The following is an 18,738-nucleotide window of genomic DNA, read 5'->3' as shown; positions in this document are numbered from 1 at the left end:
GCTTTAACGTATTTATTCTTAAAGAAAATTTCTTAACAATAAATGACTGAGTAGCTAAATTTAAACATTCTAAATTATACTTAGTTGTAAATCGCTAAAATTTAACATGGATTGTCTATGAATATAACTGAATTATTAGCTTTTTCAGTGAAAAATAAATCATCTGACTTGCATTTATCTGCAGGCCTTCCTCCCTTAATTCGCGTAGATGGTGATTTGCGTCGAATTAATATACCGCCTCTAGAACACAAAGAAGTCATTCGCATCGTTTATGATATTATGAATGATAAGCAACGCAAGGAATATGAACAACATTTAGAAACAGATTTTTCCTTTGAAGTGCCTAACCTTGCTCGTTTTAGAGTTAATGCATTTAATCAAGTGCGTGGTGCTGGCGCGGTATTTAGAACAATTCCTGCGAAAGTACTTAGTATGGAAGATTTAGGTTTGCCAGATATCTTTAAAGATATTGCCTCTTACCCACAAGGTTTAGTATTAATTACCGGGCCAACCGGTTCAGGAAAAAGTACAACTTTAGCGACCTTAATTGACTATATTAATTCTAATCGTTATGAGCATATCTTAACGATTGAAGACCCGGTTGAGTTTTTACACGAGAGTAAAAAATGCTTAGTTAATCAGCGAGAAGTACATCGCAACACGGAGAGTTTTAGCGCAGCACTTCGCTCTGCTTTACGCGAAGATCCAGATACGATTTTAGTCGGGGAATTACGCGATCTTGAAACCATTCGCCTAGCACTAACTGCCGCTGAAACTGGTCACCTTGTTTTTGGTACTTTGCACACGAGTTCGGCCACAAAAACAATTAATCGGATTATTGATGTTTTTCCCGGCGAGGAAAAATCAATGGTGCGAACTATGCTTTCTGAATCATTACAAGCTGTGGTAGCGCAAAGCTTACTTAAACGATACGGCGGTGGTCGGGTCGCTGCTTTAGAAATTATGATATGTAATTCTGCCATTCGTAATTTGATTCGTGAAGACAAAATTGCACAAATGTATTCAACAATTCAAACTGGTCAAGGGCAAGGCATGCAGACGTTAGATCAGCACTTAACTTACTTAGTGCAAAATAAAATCATTTCAAAAAGTACAGCACAAGAAGTTGCCTTAAATAAGACATTATTTAATTGATAAATACATATAATTTGAGCTAGGAGCTGTTAAATTAACATTTACCTGCTTATGTAGCTGCTTTATAAAAGCATGTGCAGTACGATGTTTTAGGGGGGTATCCAGGATTTCCTCTGCCAAACCACTTTTTACAAAATCTCTAATAACCTCACCTAGATCACTGTCACATAAGGTGGATAAATGAGGTAAAAGGTTAGTAGGTTCTCCTTCTAGCGCCTTTTTAAAAGCTGTAATAGCCCTTTTTTTGTCGCAAAAGCTCTTCTGGAAAAAAGTAAAATAGTCATGATGGTATTCTTTGATTTCACCGTCTTTTATGACGCTTTGTCGCTTTTGCCAATAGGAATTTAGCCTATTCTCAAGCTCTAATGTCCTTGTTATAGCCGTAATAATTTTTTGACTGATAGTAGGGTGAGTTAATAGGCCTAAATTTTTTTGGTGTAGCTCAGTCACTTTCTTTATTAATTCAATTTTTTTAGCTTCAGGGTTATTTTGGTCTAACGTGCTTAGTATAGGATCTTCTTGTATTTGCTGTTCAAGCCATGGCAAATTGATTTCTGTTAGATTGACTGCGCCATGTAAAATAGTATCTATACAAAGTTTAAATAAGGTCGATTTGAGATAAGACGCAGGTGGAATAATTAATATATTTCTTATCGCACGATAATAAGCTTGGTTTAAGCAATTGATAATTAGATTTTTTTCATTAGGCTGAGAGCGCTTAATAAATACAAAGGGCTCATAATAATTCGTGAGAGTATTTAGCTTAGGCATAATAACTTTTGTAGCACTTAAAACTTAGCTAGCTACAATCAACTAGGCAGCTAGCACAGTTGCAAATCATATTAGGAGTACTGCGGGCAATTTAAGCTTCTTTTTGTATCTTGATAAGCTGCTGAATGCCATGGTCAGCTAAATCTAGCATTGTATTTAGTTGGGCGCGATTAAAACTTCGATCTTCAGCAGTTCCTTGTACTTCAATGAACTCACCTGCTTCATTCATAACAACGTTCATGTCTGTTTCAGCTAAGACATCTTCAGCGTAATCTAAGTCTAGAACGGGTTGGCCACGATAAATACCTACTGATACAGCAGCTACATAGTTAAAGTTAGGCATTTTACGTAATTTTTCGCGCGCTACCATCCAGTTAAGTGCATCTTTCATGGCAACGCAAGCGCCCGTGATTGCAGCTGTTCGCGTGCCGCCGTCTGCTTGAATAACATCGCAATCTATCATTAACGTGTTTTCACCAATCACTTTTAAGTCGATGCAAGCACGTAGTGAGCGCCCAATTAAACGTTGAATTTCTAATGTTCTACCGCCTTGTTTGCCTTTGCTGGCTTCGCGTTCACAACGGCTATGGGTAGCTCGTGGTAACATACCATATTCAGCTGTAATCCAACCTTGATTCTTGCCTTTTAAAAAGCGTGGAACGCCCTCAATAATTGATGCATTACATAAAACGCGAGTGTCTCCAAACTCTACTAAGACTGATCCTTCAGCATGAGTTGTATATTGGCGTGTCAGTTTAATTGAACGTAACTGATTTGGTTCACGATTGCTAGGGCGCATGGTTATTCCTCACTAAAAAAAGTGAAAGTATAACGTCTAAAATTCAATCATGCATCATGTATAGCGTCACTTAACTAAGCTTTATGCCAGGCTTAGTCATGTACTTCAATCGTATCTTAACCCTATACAATAATTAATCTTTAAACTTGCATTTGTATAAAATTCGTTTATAGTCACCCAACCTTAAACAAACCACTATTAAATTATGACTCACAGCATGACAGCTTTTGCTAGAGCACAGACCCAGTGCAATGAGTTAGGATTTTGTTGGGAAATAAAGTCTGTCAATCATCGCTACCTTGATGTGTCATTTCGTTTACCTGAAACCTGGCGGTTTTTAGAAACAGAGCTACGAGCGATTATCCGTGATTATGTCGCGCGTGGTAAGTTAGAATGCCAATTAAAAATGACTGATCAAGGGTCAACTGAGCCGTCTTTATTAGTTAATGAAAAACTAGTTGATTCATTACTTGCTATTACGCAACAATTATCAACAGCTAAGCAATTACCAAATGATCTTACCCTATCTACCTTATTAGCATGGCCTGGAGTAATTCATACTTCCGAGCTTAATATTGAACAATTTACAAAATCAGTCACGCAGTTATTTCGTGATGGTTTAGCACAATTACAACGGCTAAGAAGACAAGAAGGTGAAGCACTTAAATTGCATGTGCAACATCGCTTACAACGCTTACAAGAGGAAATTAACAAAGCACGAGCCTTTGTACAAATCAATACTCAGCAAGCACGTGATAAATTTTTAACAAAACTACAGCTATTAGAGTTAGATGTCGATAATTCTCGTATTGAGCAAGAACTGGCTATTATTTTAACTAAAATGGATGTTAGTGAAGAACTTGATAGGTTAACTGTACATTGCCAGGAAGTAGGTAATATTTTAAATAGCAAAGAAGCCTCAGGCCGACGCCTTGATTTTTTAATGCAAGAATTGAATCGAGAAGCAAATACATTAAGTGCAAAATCAGACACGGTTGCCTTAACTCAAAGTGCTGTTGAGATGAAAGTGTTGATTGAGCAGATGCGTGAACAAATTCAAAATATCGAGTAGAGTATGGTTAATTCATTTGCCGGAAATGTATTTATAGTTGCTGCTCCATCCGGAGGCGGAAAAACCAGTCTGGTTAAAAATTTAATAACCAATTTGCCAAGTATTGAAGTATCTATTTCGCATACAACACGCAAACCAAGGCCAAGCGAACGTGAAGGCGTGGATTATTTCTTTGTCAATGACAGTCAATTTGTTGATATGATTAATAATAATGAATTTATTGAACATGCAGAAGTATTTAATCATTATTACGGAACATCAGTAACGCAGATTGAGGCTCGTTTAAAACAAGGTATTGATGTAGTTTTAGATATTGACTGGCAAGGTGCACAGCAAATTAAAAAGCTTTTTCCAAGCGCTGTAAGCGTGTTTGTGATTCCGCCCTCATTAGCCATTTTAGAGCAACGTTTACAAGCAAGACAGCAAGATGATACAACCGTTATTAGCGAAAGAATGCAGCAGGCGCAGGAAGAATTAAGCCATTATGCCGAATTTGATTATCTGATTGTTAATGATAAATTCGAACAGGCCGCTGCCGAGTTACAAGCAATTGTACTGGCAAATCGTTTAATTTTTGAACGACAAGCAGAAAAAATTAGAAAATTGCTATCATTATTAATGGCAGCGCAGTAAAATGATCTATTGACTCGATAAAAAAGCCTAGATTTTAGCTACTTAAATTCCCTAAAACTAATCTAAGCTAGAGAGCTCACAATGGGTTTGTTTAATATCAATAAACTTATTAAACTTGCTGTAACTGAGTCTAGGTTAGTGTTTAACCTAGAATACTTAGTGGTGCAGACAATGACAAAGGTAGATTGGTTAAGGATTAGCTCTTATCCAACCTACTGTTAATTAGGTATTTTCTTAAAAAATAGCCTATAAAAAATAGTGGAGGCTTAATTTATGGCACGTGTAACTGTAGAAGACTGTTTAGAGCATGTTAATAATCGCTTTGAATTAGTCATGGTTGCAACAAAGCGCGCGCGAGAAATTGCTGTACGTGGTGAGCAACCTTTAGTTGAATGGGAAAATGATAAGCCGACAGTGGTCGCATTACGTGAAATAGCTGAAGGTTTAGTGAAAGCTGATATTTTGGATAAAGATTAAAGAAAACAAATAGTCCTAAATCTACATTAAAATCTTTATTACTAATGTGGCAACTAGTTGGTTGAGTTAGTTCCTGAACGGATATAAATTATACCAAATAATAGTGTTTTTAAACTGCCTCCGCCATGATCAAAGCTATTTAATGACGATACATCTAAATGGTTGGCATTATGAGGTTTAGCATGAGTTGGTTATTGGATTATCTAAAAATTGCGCCTCCTAATAGCTTAATTGTTAAAGCGAGAGGAGCGCTGTATGAGCCACTTTGATGATTTACATAAAGAGCTGCAAAGCTATCTTGAACAATCTCAAGTTGAAAAATGCTATCAAGCTTATTTAGTCGCTGAGGGCGCTCACCAAGGACAAATGCGTCGATCAGGTGAGGATTATATTACTCATCCGGTTGCGGCCGCCTTAATTTTAGCTAGAATGCGTCTTGATTATCAAACAATCATGGCCACATTATTACATGATGTGGTTGAAGATACGTCGATTAGTAAGGAAGATTTAACCCAGCAATTCGGTGAAGATGTAACAGCTTTAGTGGATGGAGTGACTAAATTAACTAAAATTAAGTTCGAATCACGCGCTGAAGCTCAAGCAGAAAACTTTCGTAAAATGGTTTTAGCCATGGTGAAAGATATTCGCGTCATCATTGTTAAACTCGCTGATCGTTTTCACAATATGCATACCTTAGGTGCGATGCCTTCCGCAAAAAGGCGCCGTATTGCCATTGAAACCTTAGAAATTTATGCGCCTATTGCTAATCGGCTTGGTATGCATGCTATTTATACAGGCCTTGAAGATTTAGGATTTAAAGCGCTTTATCCTATGCGCTACCGTGCTATTCGCTCCGCGGTAGAAAAATCACGCGGCAATCGCCGGGAATTAACGCAAAAAATTGAGCATGATTTAGAAAATGCCCTACAGCAGCTTAATATTCCTTATGAGCATGTGTTTGGTAGACAAAAACATTTATACAGTATTTATCGCAAAATGAAGCAAAAAAAGGCATCTTTTACCGAAATTACAGATGTTTTTGCTTTTCGAGTCATTACAGAAGACATTGATTCGTGCTACCGAGTTTTAGGAGCGCTACATCGAACGTACAAACCAGTTCCCCAGCGCTTTAAAGACTATATAGGAATTCCTAAGGCTAACGGTTATCAATCCCTCCATACTACCTTATTTGGCCCATACGGGGTACCGCTAGAAGTGCAGATTCGAACTCGAGAAATGGATAAAGTGGCAGATAATGGGGTAGCCGCACATTGGATTTATAAATCATCTGGTCTAGAAGTTAATGAAGCACAATTACGGGCCCGCGAATGGGTACAAGGATTACTAGAGATGCAGCGTAGCACAGGTAGTTCATTGGAATTTATTGAAAATGTAAAAATTGATTTGTTCCCGGATGAAGTCTATGTATTTACTCCCAAAGGTCATATTATGGAATTACCCAAAGGAGCAACGCCTGTCGATTTTGCTTACACTGTTCACTCTGATGTCGGTAATAGTTGCGTTGCCGCTAAGGTAAATCGCCGCCTAGTGCCTTTAAGTATGCCGTTAACCAATGGCCAAAAAGTCGAAATTATAACAGCGCCTGGCGCTAACCCTAATCCTGCTTGGCTTAATTTTGTAGTAACAGGTAAAGCACGTAGTAATATTCGTCATTTCTTAAAAAGTCAACAACATGCCGAGTCAATAAGCCTAGGGAAACGCTTGTTAGAGCAAGCATTAGCAAGTTTAGCAAGTGATTATGCCAAAGTTCCGCCAGAATCTCTGCATATGTTACTACAAGATTTAAACTATAAATCTGCGGATGAATTGCTCTATGCCATTGGCGTAGGTAATCAGATGCCTATGGTTATTGCTAAGCGCTTAGTTGTTAGCCAGGAAAATTCAGAACTTGATAAGACAATTAAGAGTGGCCCGTTAACTATTAAAGGCACCGAGGGCATGGTCGTTAATTTCGCGGATTGTTGTCAGCCTATTCCAGGCGATAAAATTGTCGGTCGTTTTGAGCAAGGTCGTGGTATTTTAGTACATGCAAGTGATTGCTCGCAAATAAAACACGTACGTAGCCCCGATCAATTCATTTCACTGCGTTGGGATGAACAAGTAGAAGGTGAATTTTGGGTAGATATTACTGTTGATGTAGCTAATCAACGTGGGGTTTTGGCAGCACTTGCAACGGCAATTTCAGAAGCTGATTCCAATATTGGTAATATTAATGTTGACCCACGGGATGGGCGACATAATGCCGTTACCTTTTCTATTAGTGTTCGTGATAGAAATCACTTAGCTCGCGTTATGCGCCGCCTACGCGCTAATAAAGTTGTGCTACGCCTTTATCGTAAAAAGCTGGGGGAATAATATGCAATCTATTTATACAAAATTAGCACCTGCTGCTATTGGCACTTATAGTCAAGCAGTTCGTGCGGGCAGTACTGTTTATCTATCAGGTCAAATTCCTTTAAATCCCGAAACCATGCACTTATGCAGTGAAGATATTCGTGAGCAAATTAAGCAAGTATTTGAAAATTTGTCGGCCGTTTGTCGGGCTGCAGGGGGCAGTTTAGCTGATTTAGCTAAACTAAATATATACTTAACTGATCTCACACACTTTCCTTTAGTTAATGAAATCATGAGTCAATATTTTTCTGAGCCCTTTCCAGCTCGCGCCGTGATTGGTGTTGCAGCCCTGCCTAAGGGTGCGCAAGTCGAGGTAGATGGTATACTTATCTTAGAACATATTAATTAGAAGGATGATTAGTGGATAATAATCAATACTCCCATAGCGGGCGTATCATGTTTATTATAATGTGGGTTTTTTTCTTCTTCTTATTAATTGTTTTTTTTTACTACGCTGACTCAGCAAGCGAAGGTTCCTATCATGTTCAAAATGGGACAGTTACCATTAAGCCTGATAGTAATGGTCATTATCGTATAGCAGGTTCAATTAATAGTGAAAAAGTAGAATTTATAGTTGATACAGGTGCTACTTTAGTTGCTATTCCACAAACACTTGCAAAACGCTTAGAGTTAAAGGGGCGTTATCCTATTTTATTACAAACCGCAAACGGTAATATATCGGGCTCCTTAACGCGTATTCAGAAGCTCACATTTGCTAATTTTAAGTTGTATAATGTAAAAGCAGTTATCATTCCTGGTAATGATGATACGATGGTTTTATTGGGGATGAATGTTTTAGAGCAATTTAATTTATCACAACAAAATAAGCAGCTAATCATAAAAAAATAAGCGCATTCATTGAATGCTAGGTGATAAAAAATAGTATAATTGCGAATTCTTATGAAGTAGGCTGTTTAAACATGAGTCTTATCACGTTAAACCAAGTCACATTAAACGTTGGTGGCAATAGATTATTAGATGTAGTTGACTGGCAGATTCAACCCAAAGAGCGCATTGCTTTAGTCGGTCGCAATGGCGCTGGTAAGTCATCATTATTAAAATTATTACAAGGTGAATTAGTTCCCGATTCAGGACACATCCATCAGTTAAGCGGTATCCGGATTGCTGGCTTAACGCAAGAAGTACCCCATGCAGAAGACGAAACGGTTTATCATTTTTTAGTTAAAAGCTTAGGTGAAGTAGGTAAGGTTTTAAACGAGTTTAAGCATTTATCGCAAAGCAATGACTCTAAAAAATTAGCGGCGTGCCAATTGGAAATGGATCGCCTCCATGCCTGGGATAGCTTACCTCGGGTTGAAATGATGGCAACGCGACTTGGGCTAGTCTCAGATGAGCGCATGAGTGATTTATCAGGCGGTATGAAGCGACGGGCACTACTTGCTGCCGCTTTAATCGCTGCTCCAGATTTGCTGTTATTAGATGAGCCAACTAACCATTTAGATATTAATTCTATTGAATGGCTGGAATCTTACTTAAAAAGCTACACAGGTAGTGTGCTGGTTGTCACCCATGATAGAGAATTTTTAAGCCAAGTGGCTAATCAAATTGTTGAAATCGATAGAGGTAAACTCTACACGCATCATTGTGACTATGATACCTATTTAAATAGGCGTGAAGCCATGCGCTTAACTGAGCAAAGGCATCATGACTTATTTGATAAACGTTTACAAGAGGAAGAAGCCTGGATTAGAACAGGCATTAAAGCACGCCGCACACGCAATGAGGGCAGAGTTCGCGCTTTAAAAGCCATGCGTGAAGAGTATAAAGCGCGCCGCGAGCAGCTTGGTCAAGTGAAGTCGAGGGCGCTAGATGTCTCTCGTTCAGGGGCGCTAGTCATTGAAGCAGAACATGTTAATTATGCTATCGATAATAACGTGTTGTTGCGGGATTTTTCCTTGTTATTAACACGGGGTGCTAAATTAGGTATTTTAGGCCCTAATGGCTGTGGTAAAACCACGTTAGTTCGCCTGCTATTAGGGGAGTTAGAGCCACAATCAGGTACGATTCGCCGTGGCAGCCAAGTAGATATCGCCTATTTTGATCAGCTGCGTCGGCAACTGGATGAAAACCAAACCGTGATGGCTAACGTCAGTGACGGTTCAGATTATGTCACTATCAATGGCAAGCAAAAGCATGTTGCTAGTTATTTGCGTGAATTCTTATTTCCAACAGAGCGTTTTAACCAAGCAGTTCATACCCTTTCTGGCGGTGAAAGAAATCGCTTATTGCTCGCTAAGCTTTTCGCAAAACCTGTCAACTTATTAGTCATGGATGAACCAACAAACGACTTAGACATTGAAACGTTGGAATTATTAGAAAGTATCTTGATTGACTATAAAGGCACCTTATTACTGATTAGCCATGATCGGGAATTTATTAATCAAGTGGTGACCAGTGTGCTGGTATATGAAGGGCCCGGGCAATTTAACGAGTATGTTGGTGGCTATGATGATTATCGTATTCAACAAAAGAAACAGCAGCGCGAACAGCCAATTACAGCTAAAGTATCCAAAGATACCCAAGCGAAACCAAAAAAATTATCTTTCAATGAGCAGCGAGAATTGGCGCAATTACCACAAAAAATTGAACAATTAGAAGAAAAGATTGCACAATTACAAGAGCAAATGTCATTACCCGATTTTTATCAGCAAAATGCTCAAACAATAGCCAAGCATGGCCAGCAGTTACAAGAAGACGAAGATGTATTAAAACAACTGTACGAGCGCTGGGAAGCCCTAGAAGAGAAGGGATAGGTGTATGCTTACGCTTATAGGAATCATTATCTTAGCTTCTATCATTGTCTTCTTCTCCAAAGAATTTGGCGAATTTATTGAAAAACTAATGGACATTAGGGGGGTTGCAATCTTTTTACCCCTAGCATTGGCATCGTTAGTAATAATTTATTATGAAGCTTGGATTTTATGGGGATTATTATTTGTAAAAATTGGCCTACACAGCGCGGCTTCTTGGCTAGCTTCTATTTTACCTTTTCAGTCCGGCCAACAAGGCATTGCCACCTTTATTTTAATTTATTTGATTACCCTAATTCCAATTACCATTCTTTTTTTCCAAAAAAAGAAAAAGCCTTTTTTTTATAACCCTAGGCTTTGGATAATAACCGCTTTAATTTGGATCTTATTAATTATCACGTTAACCGTTGGATTTTATTAAAAATGGCTACAATTTGCCCACTTTAAGCTATAGTTTAAATAGATAAAATGAAAGATTGCTAGCTCATTTGTTTTAAGTCAGTAATTATAATAATTTGTAGGCGCAAGGTGCCTATTAAAATCTGAATGGATACCGCGGTCAAGCCGCGGTATTTCGTCGGGTGGGGTAAGGAAGGTAGGTTGGCTAAACCAAGTGAAAACCTGGGTTTTGGGCCGCAGGCCCTGCACTCAGGCTATATTTGTGCGGATATGTAAATACCATAATTAAAACCATGATATTTTAAATTAGGGTAAGATAGATAACTGGATACCGCGGTCAAGCCGCAGTAAGTTGATGAAAAAGATAAGAAATGTAGCCTGGGTGCAACGAAGTGAAACCCAGGTTTCGGCCCTGCGGTTTAAACCCAGGCAATATTTATGCGAAGATTTGAATAATATGGTCGAAGCCATGATATTGCAAGGTGGGATAAGAGAGATAAAAAAACAACGGCTTACCATGGCTCGACCGCGGTATCCAAAGTGGTAAATGTTAAAAAAGCAAGGAGGCATGGGTAAGTCTTAAGGACAGCTTAAGTTTTTAAGTTTAAAATATAGGTAGTATAGTTATTGGAGTATTGTCCATGTCTCATAATGTAGATCTCTTAAGGAAGCTTGCAGAACCAAAATTTTTAGATAAACAAGGAGCTCAAGCTGCGTTAGACGCAGTCCTTGCTAAAGATCCAGCAAATCTATCGGAGTTAAGAAAAGGTTTTGCAGACCATAAGGCTTTTTGGGCTACTGTATTTGAGCCAGCTTTACCGCTAGATGACATAAAAGATAATGACTCATTTTTGAATGGAGCTACTACGACAACAGCTCTAGTCCAAAGCATTGCCCATAATCGAGCCAAACTAGGACTACGCACAGCCACGACAGCCGTCTTAGAAGGCATCATTACCGCTGATGAAAATGGTGTTAGAGGCAAATTTTTTAACGATCCGGCTACAAAGGCGATCGGTGGTGCTCAGCTAGTGACAAGATTAACAGGTAAAACAGCTAGCCAAGAAATTATTGAGAACACGGCTGCACAAGATATTCAAATAGAAGCCCAATACCAACTCCTTAGTAAAAGAATTAAAGCAATTCAAAAAGATCAACAACTTAATCCAGAACCTGCTGGAAAGTATTTTGCAGACATATTTCAGGCATTAAACAGCGGAGATGATGCTAATTTTCAAGCCAAGCTTAATAGTTTAAATGACCCTGCTGACCCGCGTCTACGTGCCTACCCTCAATTTTCTCCTTCTGTTGTTGGTAAAATGACTAAAGCTAATGTCGGCGCACGAATTAAAAATGAAATTGCCTTAGAAAATTTTCGCAGAAATATAGGGCTTATTGATGATTTCATAAAAAATAATCTTGATGATATCCCTACAACTTTAAATAAAGATCTAACTAAGCCAGCTACATTAACTGAATTTACCCAAGGTCTACCTCCTTCTTATCGAGGATTAACACTAACTGCCGAAGAAGCTAAACCTTTCAAAGAAATCTTAGGTGAACGTTATTTAATAGAGCACGTAATAGCCTCAAAAGATAAAGATGGGTTAGAGCGGCTTATTAAAACAACAGACCTTATTGGGCTAAGAAATGCACTTGGAAATGTCAGTACCGATTCCTATCTAACGACCGCAGTTCATCAAGGCAATGCAGCTAAATTGCGAGAAGAAGCAGCAAGTCGCTTACTTATTGAACGCATTCAAGAAATTGACGATGAAGACGCCTTAAAAGCATTAAGGGATGTGAGGAACACAAGTAATTTAGAGGATGTTTTAGAGAAACACGGCATATTAAATCTAGATGGAACTGATAATGCTGCTATACGAGAAGCGTTTAAAGGACACTCGTTAGGCAATGTTATCGCTGCTGCACATGTTCGCTTGTCCCTGCTAAAAAGTAATGATATTGCCAAATTAAAGACAGTAATCACTGAGCCTTCTGCAGATCCGATGGCATTTGCACAAAACTTCATTACAAGATTTCCTATGCAAGGGCGAGCACTCCCCTCAGGTGTAGATGTAAGCATCCTAACAAACTATTTTAAAAACTCAAACAACGTACTACAAGCACGCAGACAAGCGCTGCTTAGTGCGGCTAAAGCGAAATTTGAGTCACGAGAGGTTACAGCAGATGGGCTTGACGCTGCAATTCCAAAGAAGATAGATGAAATAGACAAGTTTTTAGCTTTTACTGCAAAGAGTTTAGGGCTTAGTTTAGACCAAATTCAGGACTTGTTGGATTCAAAGGAGAAGGAGCAATTTAGGGGCAAGCCGGAATTACTTAGTCGTAAATTAGTTGCCTATGCAGCTGCAGCTCAAAATATCAAGTATTATGAAGAGCGCAATTTAAATAACAATTCGGATTATAATGAAATTATTGCAGACATTAATAAATTACACTCGACCCCAGGTTTTTATTTAGTACCTCTTTCTGATCTAGAAAAAGATGATCTCGCTGTCCGCTTAACTGCAATCATAATCAAACAAAATCTTGATAGTAAAAAAGATGAATTACAAACGCTTAGCACGGCAAATTCAATACAGGAATTTAAGGATGCTTTAACTGAGCTTAAAATCACTAATCACACATGGGTCAATGAAAAAACCATGGAATCTGTGCAAAAAGCAGCAGTCCAAGGTGTAATTTCTCAGAAAATTCAAAGTATAACTAAGCTTAATGATAGCGCTTACCCTGCATTAAACGATTTTATTAAAACGCTATCGTTGAAGCATCACAAGGAATTATTGCAGCCTGATTTCTTAAACCAATTACTAGCTAGTAGAGACGTTGACGATATTAAAGCGCGGTTGCACTGCAAGCGTGCTGATGCTAAGAAAATTTTAGGTGATTTCAAAAATATTGATCGGATAAATAGCATACAGAATCCAGCGATCGCAGCACAGCTTCTCAAGATGCCTAATATCCCTTTTTTAACTAAGACTCAAGTTAACGCTATTAATGAACGATTAGCAGAAAAAGATCCAGCCGCAGCGGGAGCTTCTTTTAGTAGAAAGCTTCAATTTGACGGCAGTTATAATTCCGATTTAAACGCGCTATTTGGGGGCCTGGGTTTAAGTGATACGGTCGAGCGCTCTATTAAGAACGCCCTAAAAAAACCAGGTGTTCCGTTAGAGGTTTCTAATAATCGTAAGTTTAATTTTCACCTAGCAGCTTATAATCATACGAATGCTGGTCAAAGTATGTTAGCGAAAAGTAACCGCGCTGTCATAAACTTTCTACAAACCTTAGAAAAAGGCGATCAGTTTAAAAAGAATGACATACCAATTATTTTAGGTCATTTTCGGCAGGCAACTTCACGAGAAAAATTAATTGAAGATATTAAGACTATGGGTCTGCCTCGCGTTACTTTCGATTCCCTTGAAAAAGAAATAAACACCAGACGATTTGAAGAATTTAAGCGCAACTTCAAAAAAGCGAACCTACTTGAGGATATTAAAGACACGACTAAGGCAGATCCCAAGTTTGATACTTTAGATGCCTCAGTAAAAGAAGTAAAAGACCTGTTTAGCAAAATTTCTAGAAGTTCAAGTCGAATTCGTGAAGACTTAGATGCACTAGGCCGGCTGGATGTCATGGAATGGTTAAATCCGGCCTTTCAAGCCTCGGTGGCCCAATATGCTCATGAAATGCTACCTAAAATGCAAGAGCTAGCTCAAGGCTGTGATGTCTTAGTGACACAATTACAGCACCAATATGACACTATTAATAAAGAACTTAATGACTTACCTACAAAAAAAGAGATCGATAATGAACTAAGTCATGGATTAGAATATTTAACAAATCCAGTCCATAAAAAAAGAGTAGATGAACTTGAGAAAAAAATTGCAGAGTTAACTCAATTACGAGCTGACATTGAAAAAAACCTCGACAGGTACAAAAAAGTTCAAAGAATGCTCAATGGTGATCCAGATGGCAATGAGTTCATACAAAAAGGCGCCTTAAAAGTCTTAGAAGAAGCTAAAGACGTGAAGCATTCGGTACAATTCTTATCTTATAAGAGTGCCTACACAGACTATCCTATGTCTGAATTAAAAAATCATTTAGGTTCCACATGGAAAGGTAAGGATGTAGATGATCATATTTCCCGCATATCATCAGCATCAGTGCCGGCAAACGGCAAGCAACCAACCTATGAATTAGTAAAAAAAGTGGCTGATGGTGAGTTTCGTGAGCACACCATTGGCACAGGAAAAGCCAAGGGCTTATTTATTGAGCAACGCAGTGCTCAAGACATGGCTACTAAACGAGAAAAGGATGGTTCTTACTCTGTTAATCCCAGCGTATCTATCTTAATGACCCAGTTTCCTGCTAAGGAAATCGTGCCAGGTACAACAGACAAAGAAACAGCGGAATCGCAACAGGCACGAATAACTTATGGTTTTGCTGTGGCCAACCAAATTCTGTCAACTTTAAATGGCCGCGCGCCGACAGCTGATAATCCTATTGTTTTAAAAGGTCTAGATTCATGCTCAAAAGAGGAATTACCTTATGTCTGGACAGCATTGATGCTGATAGGTAAGGAAAATCCGCACCTGAGATTTGGTAAAGAAGCCATTGTAGTAAGATGCCCTTATTTTGATCCTCATAACGAACTGAACTTTGTAGGTAGGTTTTCTGGTGAATCTCACTTTAAAAAAGTATTTGAGCCAAATAAAACAGTTTATAAAGATTTGTTAAATCAAATGACTGATTATCAAGCAGATAAATCGCACACGTATGAGGCGAAGAAAAAACAAGTGGCAAGAGCGGTTAGCACGGTTAAGGATGAATTTAAAGATGAAAGTACGGGTAATGCACTGACTAGATTATTTAAAACTAAATTTCAGTCTACTATTAAAGAAAGTGCAGAAAAAAATGAGGCCAAGGAGCAGGATCCACAAGCAACAAAACGTATGAAATTAAGTTAATAGCAACCGTTGCTTAAGGCTTTGACTTGAAAATAGAGGGTATCGATCGCCGCTATCATTATCCCAATGTTACTTTAGAAAATGTAAAAAGCATCTAGACTAAAAGTAAATGAAGTCAATTAATTAAAAATGATAAGGCAGGTTAGTCCTGCCAAACTTACCTTAATGAAAGGCCAGTATGAACAATAACAATAAACCAATAGGCGTTTTTGATTCAGGGATGGGTGGTTTAACCGTTCTTAGAGCCCTTAAAAAAAGGCTACCCAATGAGTCTTTCATCTATCTTGGTGATACAGCCCGTCTTCCATATGGCACAAAAAGCCCGGATACTGTGCAGCAATACGCGCTACAAATGGCGCGCATCCTAATTGAAAGAGAAATTAAGGCCTTAGTCATCGCTTGTAATACAGCAACGACTGCGGCTTTGCCGCATTTACAGCAGTTACTGCCTGAAATACCAGTTGTTGGTGTAGTCAAGCCAGGCGCTACAGCTGTAGTTGCCGCAACTAAAAATCAAGCCGTTGCAGTACTCGCTACTGAAACCACTATTGCTTCCAATGCTTACCAGCGCTTAATTAGTGAGCAATTGCCCCAGGCAACCATCAGTGTTCGTGCATGCAGTGTACTAGTTGCGTTAGCAGAAGAAGGCATGATTGCGAATGCGGTTGCTCGTGAAGCACTGCATTTTTATTTGTCAGAATTTCAACAGGAAGACACGTTATTATTAGGCTGTACGCATTTTCCCGTGTTTAAGCCACTTTTAACGACGATGCTGCCTGAGACTGTCGCTATTGTTGATTCAGCCGATGCAACGGCAAGTGCTTTATATGATGCCTTAGGCAAAGAGCAGTTGTTTAATTTATCCTCTGATAAAGCATCGAGTATTCATTATTTAGTGACTGATTCGGTAGGACGCTTCCAGCGGGTAGGTGAGATTTTTTTAGGTGAGACGCTAGCCAGCGAACAAATTGAACTGGTTGATGTTTACACCTATGCCAGCGTTTAGGGTAATTTTTAAATCAAGACTCTTCTGTTTGAGCAATAATCTTCTTATGACGGGCTGATTGATGCCGCGCGCGCATTTCCACGTCAATGTAGCGATCGGTTGTAGCGCTGGTGCTGTGACCCGCATCGTCGCGTACATGCTCACGAGGGCGCATTTTTACATCTTCAGAAATCCCCGTATGCCTAAGCCAGTGCACGGTCGCTGCATTAAGATTATCGGCTTCCTCATTATGCCCATTATGGCGCAATGAATCAGCCGCTAAGTCAAAACATCGCTGTACCAGCCGTCTTATAGGCGCTGTATCACTCATGGGCCCTGTACCGCGTAATTTAGGCAATAACAGCGTTGTATCGCCAGGTGAGGGCAAGGGCGTTAGGCTTAAAAAGAGACGCCAACGTGTTAAGCTCGCAAGCATGTCATCGCTGACTGCAACTTGGCGCTCTTTATTGCCTTTGCCAACCGTAGTAAACCACCAGGCGCCACTACTGTCTTTAGAAAAATTATTCATAGTGGGTATCCAGCGCTCATGAGCCACTAATTCTGAAATACGCAAATACATACCAAATAGCATGCTTAAAATAAAGCGCGTACGCTCATGCATCATTGGATGGTCCTCTGCTAATGTCTCTGCTGCTTTTAAAACAGCGTCCCATTGCAATAAGCTTAAACGACGCACCGGAGGGCTTTGTTGGCGTTTACGAATAAATTTGCTTTTCTGGCGTATCAAAGCAACTGGGTTAGTCAGTAAATATTCTTCAGCAATTAAAAAATTAAAATAGGTACTTAAAATAGCAAAAATTTCTTGGATAGCGCCTTGTGATAAACTAAATTGCTCAAGTGTAGGCAGGTTACCTTGTTTTCTTGATGATTTACTAATCGTGACGACAAAGGGCCGCCAAGCTTCATTGGGAATGCGCAAGCCTTCTTTTTCAATAAAGCGTGGTACTTTTTTTAAACTGATCCAAGTCTGCGGCGGGTTTTGGCAAAAGCGAATAAATTGTTCGATATCATCGCGTCTTAACTCGCTTAACGTCGTTTTTTTAATCAACCAACACCACTGCAAAAGCCTTTCCACTTCACGCCGATAACTATTAAAAGTGCCAAGGCTGCCTGAATAACTTTTAAGAAATTCCAAAGTACGCAGAAAGTCTTCCCTAAATTCTTCACCTGGCAAGATTGCATGCTGCTGATTTTTATGCAGATGATTTAGGTTATCAAAAATCGGTAGAAGTTGGATTTTCATTTTTACTGCTTGTTATTATTACAATTTAATACCTGAATTTGAGCATTTATGGATACCGCGGTCAAGCCGCGGTAATTCGTTTTTCTTTTTTAGCAATACCTAAAAACCTAAAAAACCCGAAATACCGTGGCTTGACCATGGTATCCATACCTATCTTGCGTCTCCATCAGGTATTTAAAAAGGTGTAGCTTGAGTGCAAAGGCCCGTAGCCTGGGTTTTGCGTCGTTTCACCTAAGCCACATTAGCGCGCCCTCAGTGGATACCGTGGTCAAGCCACGGTAATTCGTTTTTCTTTTTTAGCAATACCTAAAAACCTAAAAAAAACCCGAAATACCGTGGCTTGACCATAGTATCCATACCTATCTTGCGTCTCCATCAGGTATTTAAAAAGGTGTAGCTTGAGTGCAAAGGCCGTAGCCTAAGTTTTGCGTCGTTTCACCTAAGCCACATTAGTGCGCCCTCAGTGGATATCGTGGTCGAGCCACAGTAATTCGTTTTTCTTTTTTGGCAATACCTAAAAACCTAAAAAAAACCCGAAATACCGTGGCTTGACCACGGTATCCATACCCATCTTGCGTCTTCATGAGGTATTTAAAGTATTTATTGAATTATTTCATAGTAAAGATCATGCCAATTAGGATTCATCGTTTCGATTAATTCTATCTTCCATTGTCTTTTCCATTCTTTTAAGCGTTTCTCGCGTGCAGCAGCAGTTTGGATATCATGAAATATTTCATAATAAACTAATTGAGAAACATTGTATTTCGCTGTAAAGCCGGGGGCCAATTTGTTTTTATGTTCCCAAATACGCTTAATAATATTTGTGGTGAGCCCAATGTAGAGAGTGCCGTACCGTTGATTAGCGAGAATATAGACGTAGCTTACTTTCATTTTTTTCTAATTCGTATCATCTCAGCGAGTGTGCTCATTGCATGGTAAAAAAATAGAACCATTATTTAAAGGTAAATCACTCTATATTAACTAGATTATAAAAATTAATTTGCATAAG

At 39.0% G+C, this 18,738-nt stretch carries 15 protein-coding genes; 11 read left to right on the top strand and 4 right to left on the bottom strand.

Features of this window, described 5'->3' with window-relative positions:
• Positions 1-117: 117 nt before the first annotated feature.
• Positions 118-1,155 carry a type IV pilus twitching motility protein PilT gene (locus tag DYE47_RS11015; protein ID WP_115303329.1) on the top strand — a complete coding sequence of 346 codons (1,038 nt, stop codon included), beginning with the start codon at positions 118-120 and terminating at the stop codon, positions 1,153-1,155.
• Here DYE47_RS11015 and DYE47_RS11010 read toward each other — a convergent pair.
• Both DYE47_RS11010 and rph read right to left on the bottom strand, forming a co-directional pair.
• Positions 1,144-1,926 carry a hypothetical protein gene (locus DYE47_RS11010; RefSeq protein WP_115303328.1) on the bottom strand — a complete coding sequence of 261 codons (783 nt, stop codon included), beginning with the start codon at positions 1,924-1,926 and terminating at the stop codon, positions 1,144-1,146. The genes DYE47_RS11015 and DYE47_RS11010 overlap by 12 nt on opposite strands.
• A gap of 91 nt (positions 1,927-2,017) precedes the next feature.
• Entirely contained in the window at positions 2,018-2,725 is a 708-nt protein-coding gene (rph, locus tag DYE47_RS11005) for a ribonuclease PH (protein ID WP_115303327.1), read from the bottom strand.
• A gap of 205 nt (positions 2,726-2,930) precedes the next feature.
• Here rph and DYE47_RS11000 point away from each other — a divergent pair, with 205 nt between their 5' ends.
• From DYE47_RS11000 to murI, 10 genes are all read left to right on the top strand, one after another.
• Complete coding sequence (locus DYE47_RS11000) at positions 2,931-3,797, top strand: YicC/YloC family endoribonuclease (RefSeq protein WP_115303326.1); 867 nt, start codon at positions 2,931-2,933, stop codon at positions 3,795-3,797.
• Between the two features lie 3 nt (positions 3,798-3,800).
• Entirely contained in the window at positions 3,801-4,430 is a 630-nt protein-coding gene (gene gmk, locus DYE47_RS10995) for a guanylate kinase (protein ID WP_115303325.1), read from the top strand.
• Positions 4,431-4,703: 273 nt separating this feature from the next.
• Positions 4,704-4,907: a DNA-directed RNA polymerase subunit omega gene (gene rpoZ / locus DYE47_RS10990; protein ID WP_115303324.1), complete on the top strand. Its 204-nt coding sequence runs from the start codon at positions 4,704-4,706 to the stop codon at positions 4,905-4,907.
• 255 nt (positions 4,908-5,162) lie between these two features.
• Positions 5,163-7,283, top strand: coding sequence for a bifunctional GTP diphosphokinase/guanosine-3',5'-bis pyrophosphate 3'-pyrophosphohydrolase (gene spoT, locus DYE47_RS10985; RefSeq protein ID WP_165482037.1), 2,121 nt, complete (start codon positions 5,163-5,165; stop codon positions 7,281-7,283).
• Position 7,284: 1 nt separating this feature from the next.
• The gene (locus DYE47_RS10980; RefSeq protein ID WP_115303322.1) at positions 7,285-7,671 is read left to right on the top strand and encodes a RidA family protein; all 387 of its coding nucleotides are present in this window, start codon (positions 7,285-7,287) and stop codon (positions 7,669-7,671) included.
• Between the two features lie 11 nt (positions 7,672-7,682).
• On the top strand, positions 7,683-8,171 hold the full coding sequence (locus DYE47_RS10975; protein WP_165482038.1) for a retropepsin-like aspartic protease family protein: 489 nt from the start codon (positions 7,683-7,685) through the stop codon (positions 8,169-8,171).
• Positions 8,172-8,242: 71 nt separating this feature from the next.
• Positions 8,243-10,096: an ATP-binding cassette domain-containing protein gene (locus DYE47_RS10970; RefSeq protein ID WP_115303321.1), complete on the top strand. Its 1,854-nt coding sequence runs from the start codon at positions 8,243-8,245 to the stop codon at positions 10,094-10,096.
• A 4-nt stretch (positions 10,097-10,100) separates the two neighbouring features.
• Complete coding sequence (locus DYE47_RS10965; RefSeq protein ID WP_115303320.1) at positions 10,101-10,514, top strand: hypothetical protein; 414 nt, start codon at positions 10,101-10,103, stop codon at positions 10,512-10,514.
• 619 nt (positions 10,515-11,133) lie between these two features.
• A complete protein-coding gene (locus tag DYE47_RS10955) occupies positions 11,134-15,480 on the top strand; it encodes a hypothetical protein (protein ID WP_115303318.1) in 4,347 nt (1,448 codons plus the stop codon).
• A gap of 178 nt (positions 15,481-15,658) precedes the next feature.
• Complete coding sequence (gene murI / locus DYE47_RS10950) at positions 15,659-16,486, top strand: glutamate racemase (protein ID WP_115303317.1); 828 nt, start codon at positions 15,659-15,661, stop codon at positions 16,484-16,486.
• Between the two features lie 13 nt (positions 16,487-16,499).
• Here murI and DYE47_RS10945 read toward each other — a convergent pair whose 3' ends face one another.
• Positions 16,500-17,729 carry a tyrosine-type recombinase/integrase gene (locus tag DYE47_RS10945; protein ID WP_115303316.1) on the bottom strand — a complete coding sequence of 410 codons (1,230 nt, stop codon included), beginning with the start codon at positions 17,727-17,729 and terminating at the stop codon, positions 16,500-16,502.
• Positions 17,730-18,329: 600 nt separating this feature from the next.
• Complete coding sequence (locus DYE47_RS10940; RefSeq protein WP_115303315.1) at positions 18,330-18,620, bottom strand: GIY-YIG nuclease family protein; 291 nt, start codon at positions 18,618-18,620, stop codon at positions 18,330-18,332.
• Positions 18,621-18,738 lie beyond the last annotated feature (118 nt).

Origin of the sequence: Legionella beliardensis (genome assembly GCF_900452395.1) — a bacterium.
Taxonomy (GTDB): Bacteria; Pseudomonadota; Gammaproteobacteria; order Legionellales; family Legionellaceae; genus Legionella_C; species Legionella_C beliardensis.
Note: the sequence above shows the minus strand (reverse complement) of the source record. Positions and strands in the feature narration are given on the sequence as shown.

What these genes read in the sequence shown, in the direction of transcription:
- rpoZ (WP_115303324.1), top strand. Translation starts at nt 4,704, where the DNA reads ATGGCACGTGTAACTGTAGAAGACTGTTTAGAGCATGTTAATAATCGC.
- DYE47_RS10940 (WP_115303315.1), bottom strand. Translation starts at nt 18,620, where the DNA reads ATGAAAGTAAGCTACGTCTATATTCTCGCTAATCAACGGTACGGCACT.
- DYE47_RS10980 (WP_115303322.1), top strand. Translation starts at nt 7,285, where the DNA reads ATGCAATCTATTTATACAAAATTAGCACCTGCTGCTATTGGCACTTAT.
- DYE47_RS10955 (WP_115303318.1), top strand. Translation starts at nt 11,134, where the DNA reads ATGTCTCATAATGTAGATCTCTTAAGGAAGCTTGCAGAACCAAAATTT.
- murI (WP_115303317.1), top strand. Translation starts at nt 15,659, where the DNA reads ATGAACAATAACAATAAACCAATAGGCGTTTTTGATTCAGGGATGGGT.
- DYE47_RS11010 (WP_115303328.1), bottom strand. Translation starts at nt 1,926, where the DNA reads ATGCCTAAGCTAAATACTCTCACGAATTATTATGAGCCCTTTGTATTT.
- rph (WP_115303327.1), bottom strand. Translation starts at nt 2,725, where the DNA reads ATGCGCCCTAGCAATCGTGAACCAAATCAGTTACGTTCAATTAAACTG.
- DYE47_RS11015 (WP_115303329.1), top strand. Translation starts at nt 118, where the DNA reads ATGAATATAACTGAATTATTAGCTTTTTCAGTGAAAAATAAATCATCT.
- DYE47_RS10945 (WP_115303316.1), bottom strand. Translation starts at nt 17,729, where the DNA reads ATGAAAATCCAACTTCTACCGATTTTTGATAACCTAAATCATCTGCAT.
- DYE47_RS10965 (WP_115303320.1), top strand. Translation starts at nt 10,101, where the DNA reads ATGCTTACGCTTATAGGAATCATTATCTTAGCTTCTATCATTGTCTTC.
- DYE47_RS10970 (WP_115303321.1), top strand. Translation starts at nt 8,243, where the DNA reads ATGAGTCTTATCACGTTAAACCAAGTCACATTAAACGTTGGTGGCAAT.
- DYE47_RS11000 (WP_115303326.1), top strand. Translation starts at nt 2,931, where the DNA reads ATGACTCACAGCATGACAGCTTTTGCTAGAGCACAGACCCAGTGCAAT.
- gmk (WP_115303325.1), top strand. Translation starts at nt 3,801, where the DNA reads ATGGTTAATTCATTTGCCGGAAATGTATTTATAGTTGCTGCTCCATCC.
- spoT (WP_165482037.1), top strand. Translation starts at nt 5,163, where the DNA reads ATGAGCCACTTTGATGATTTACATAAAGAGCTGCAAAGCTATCTTGAA.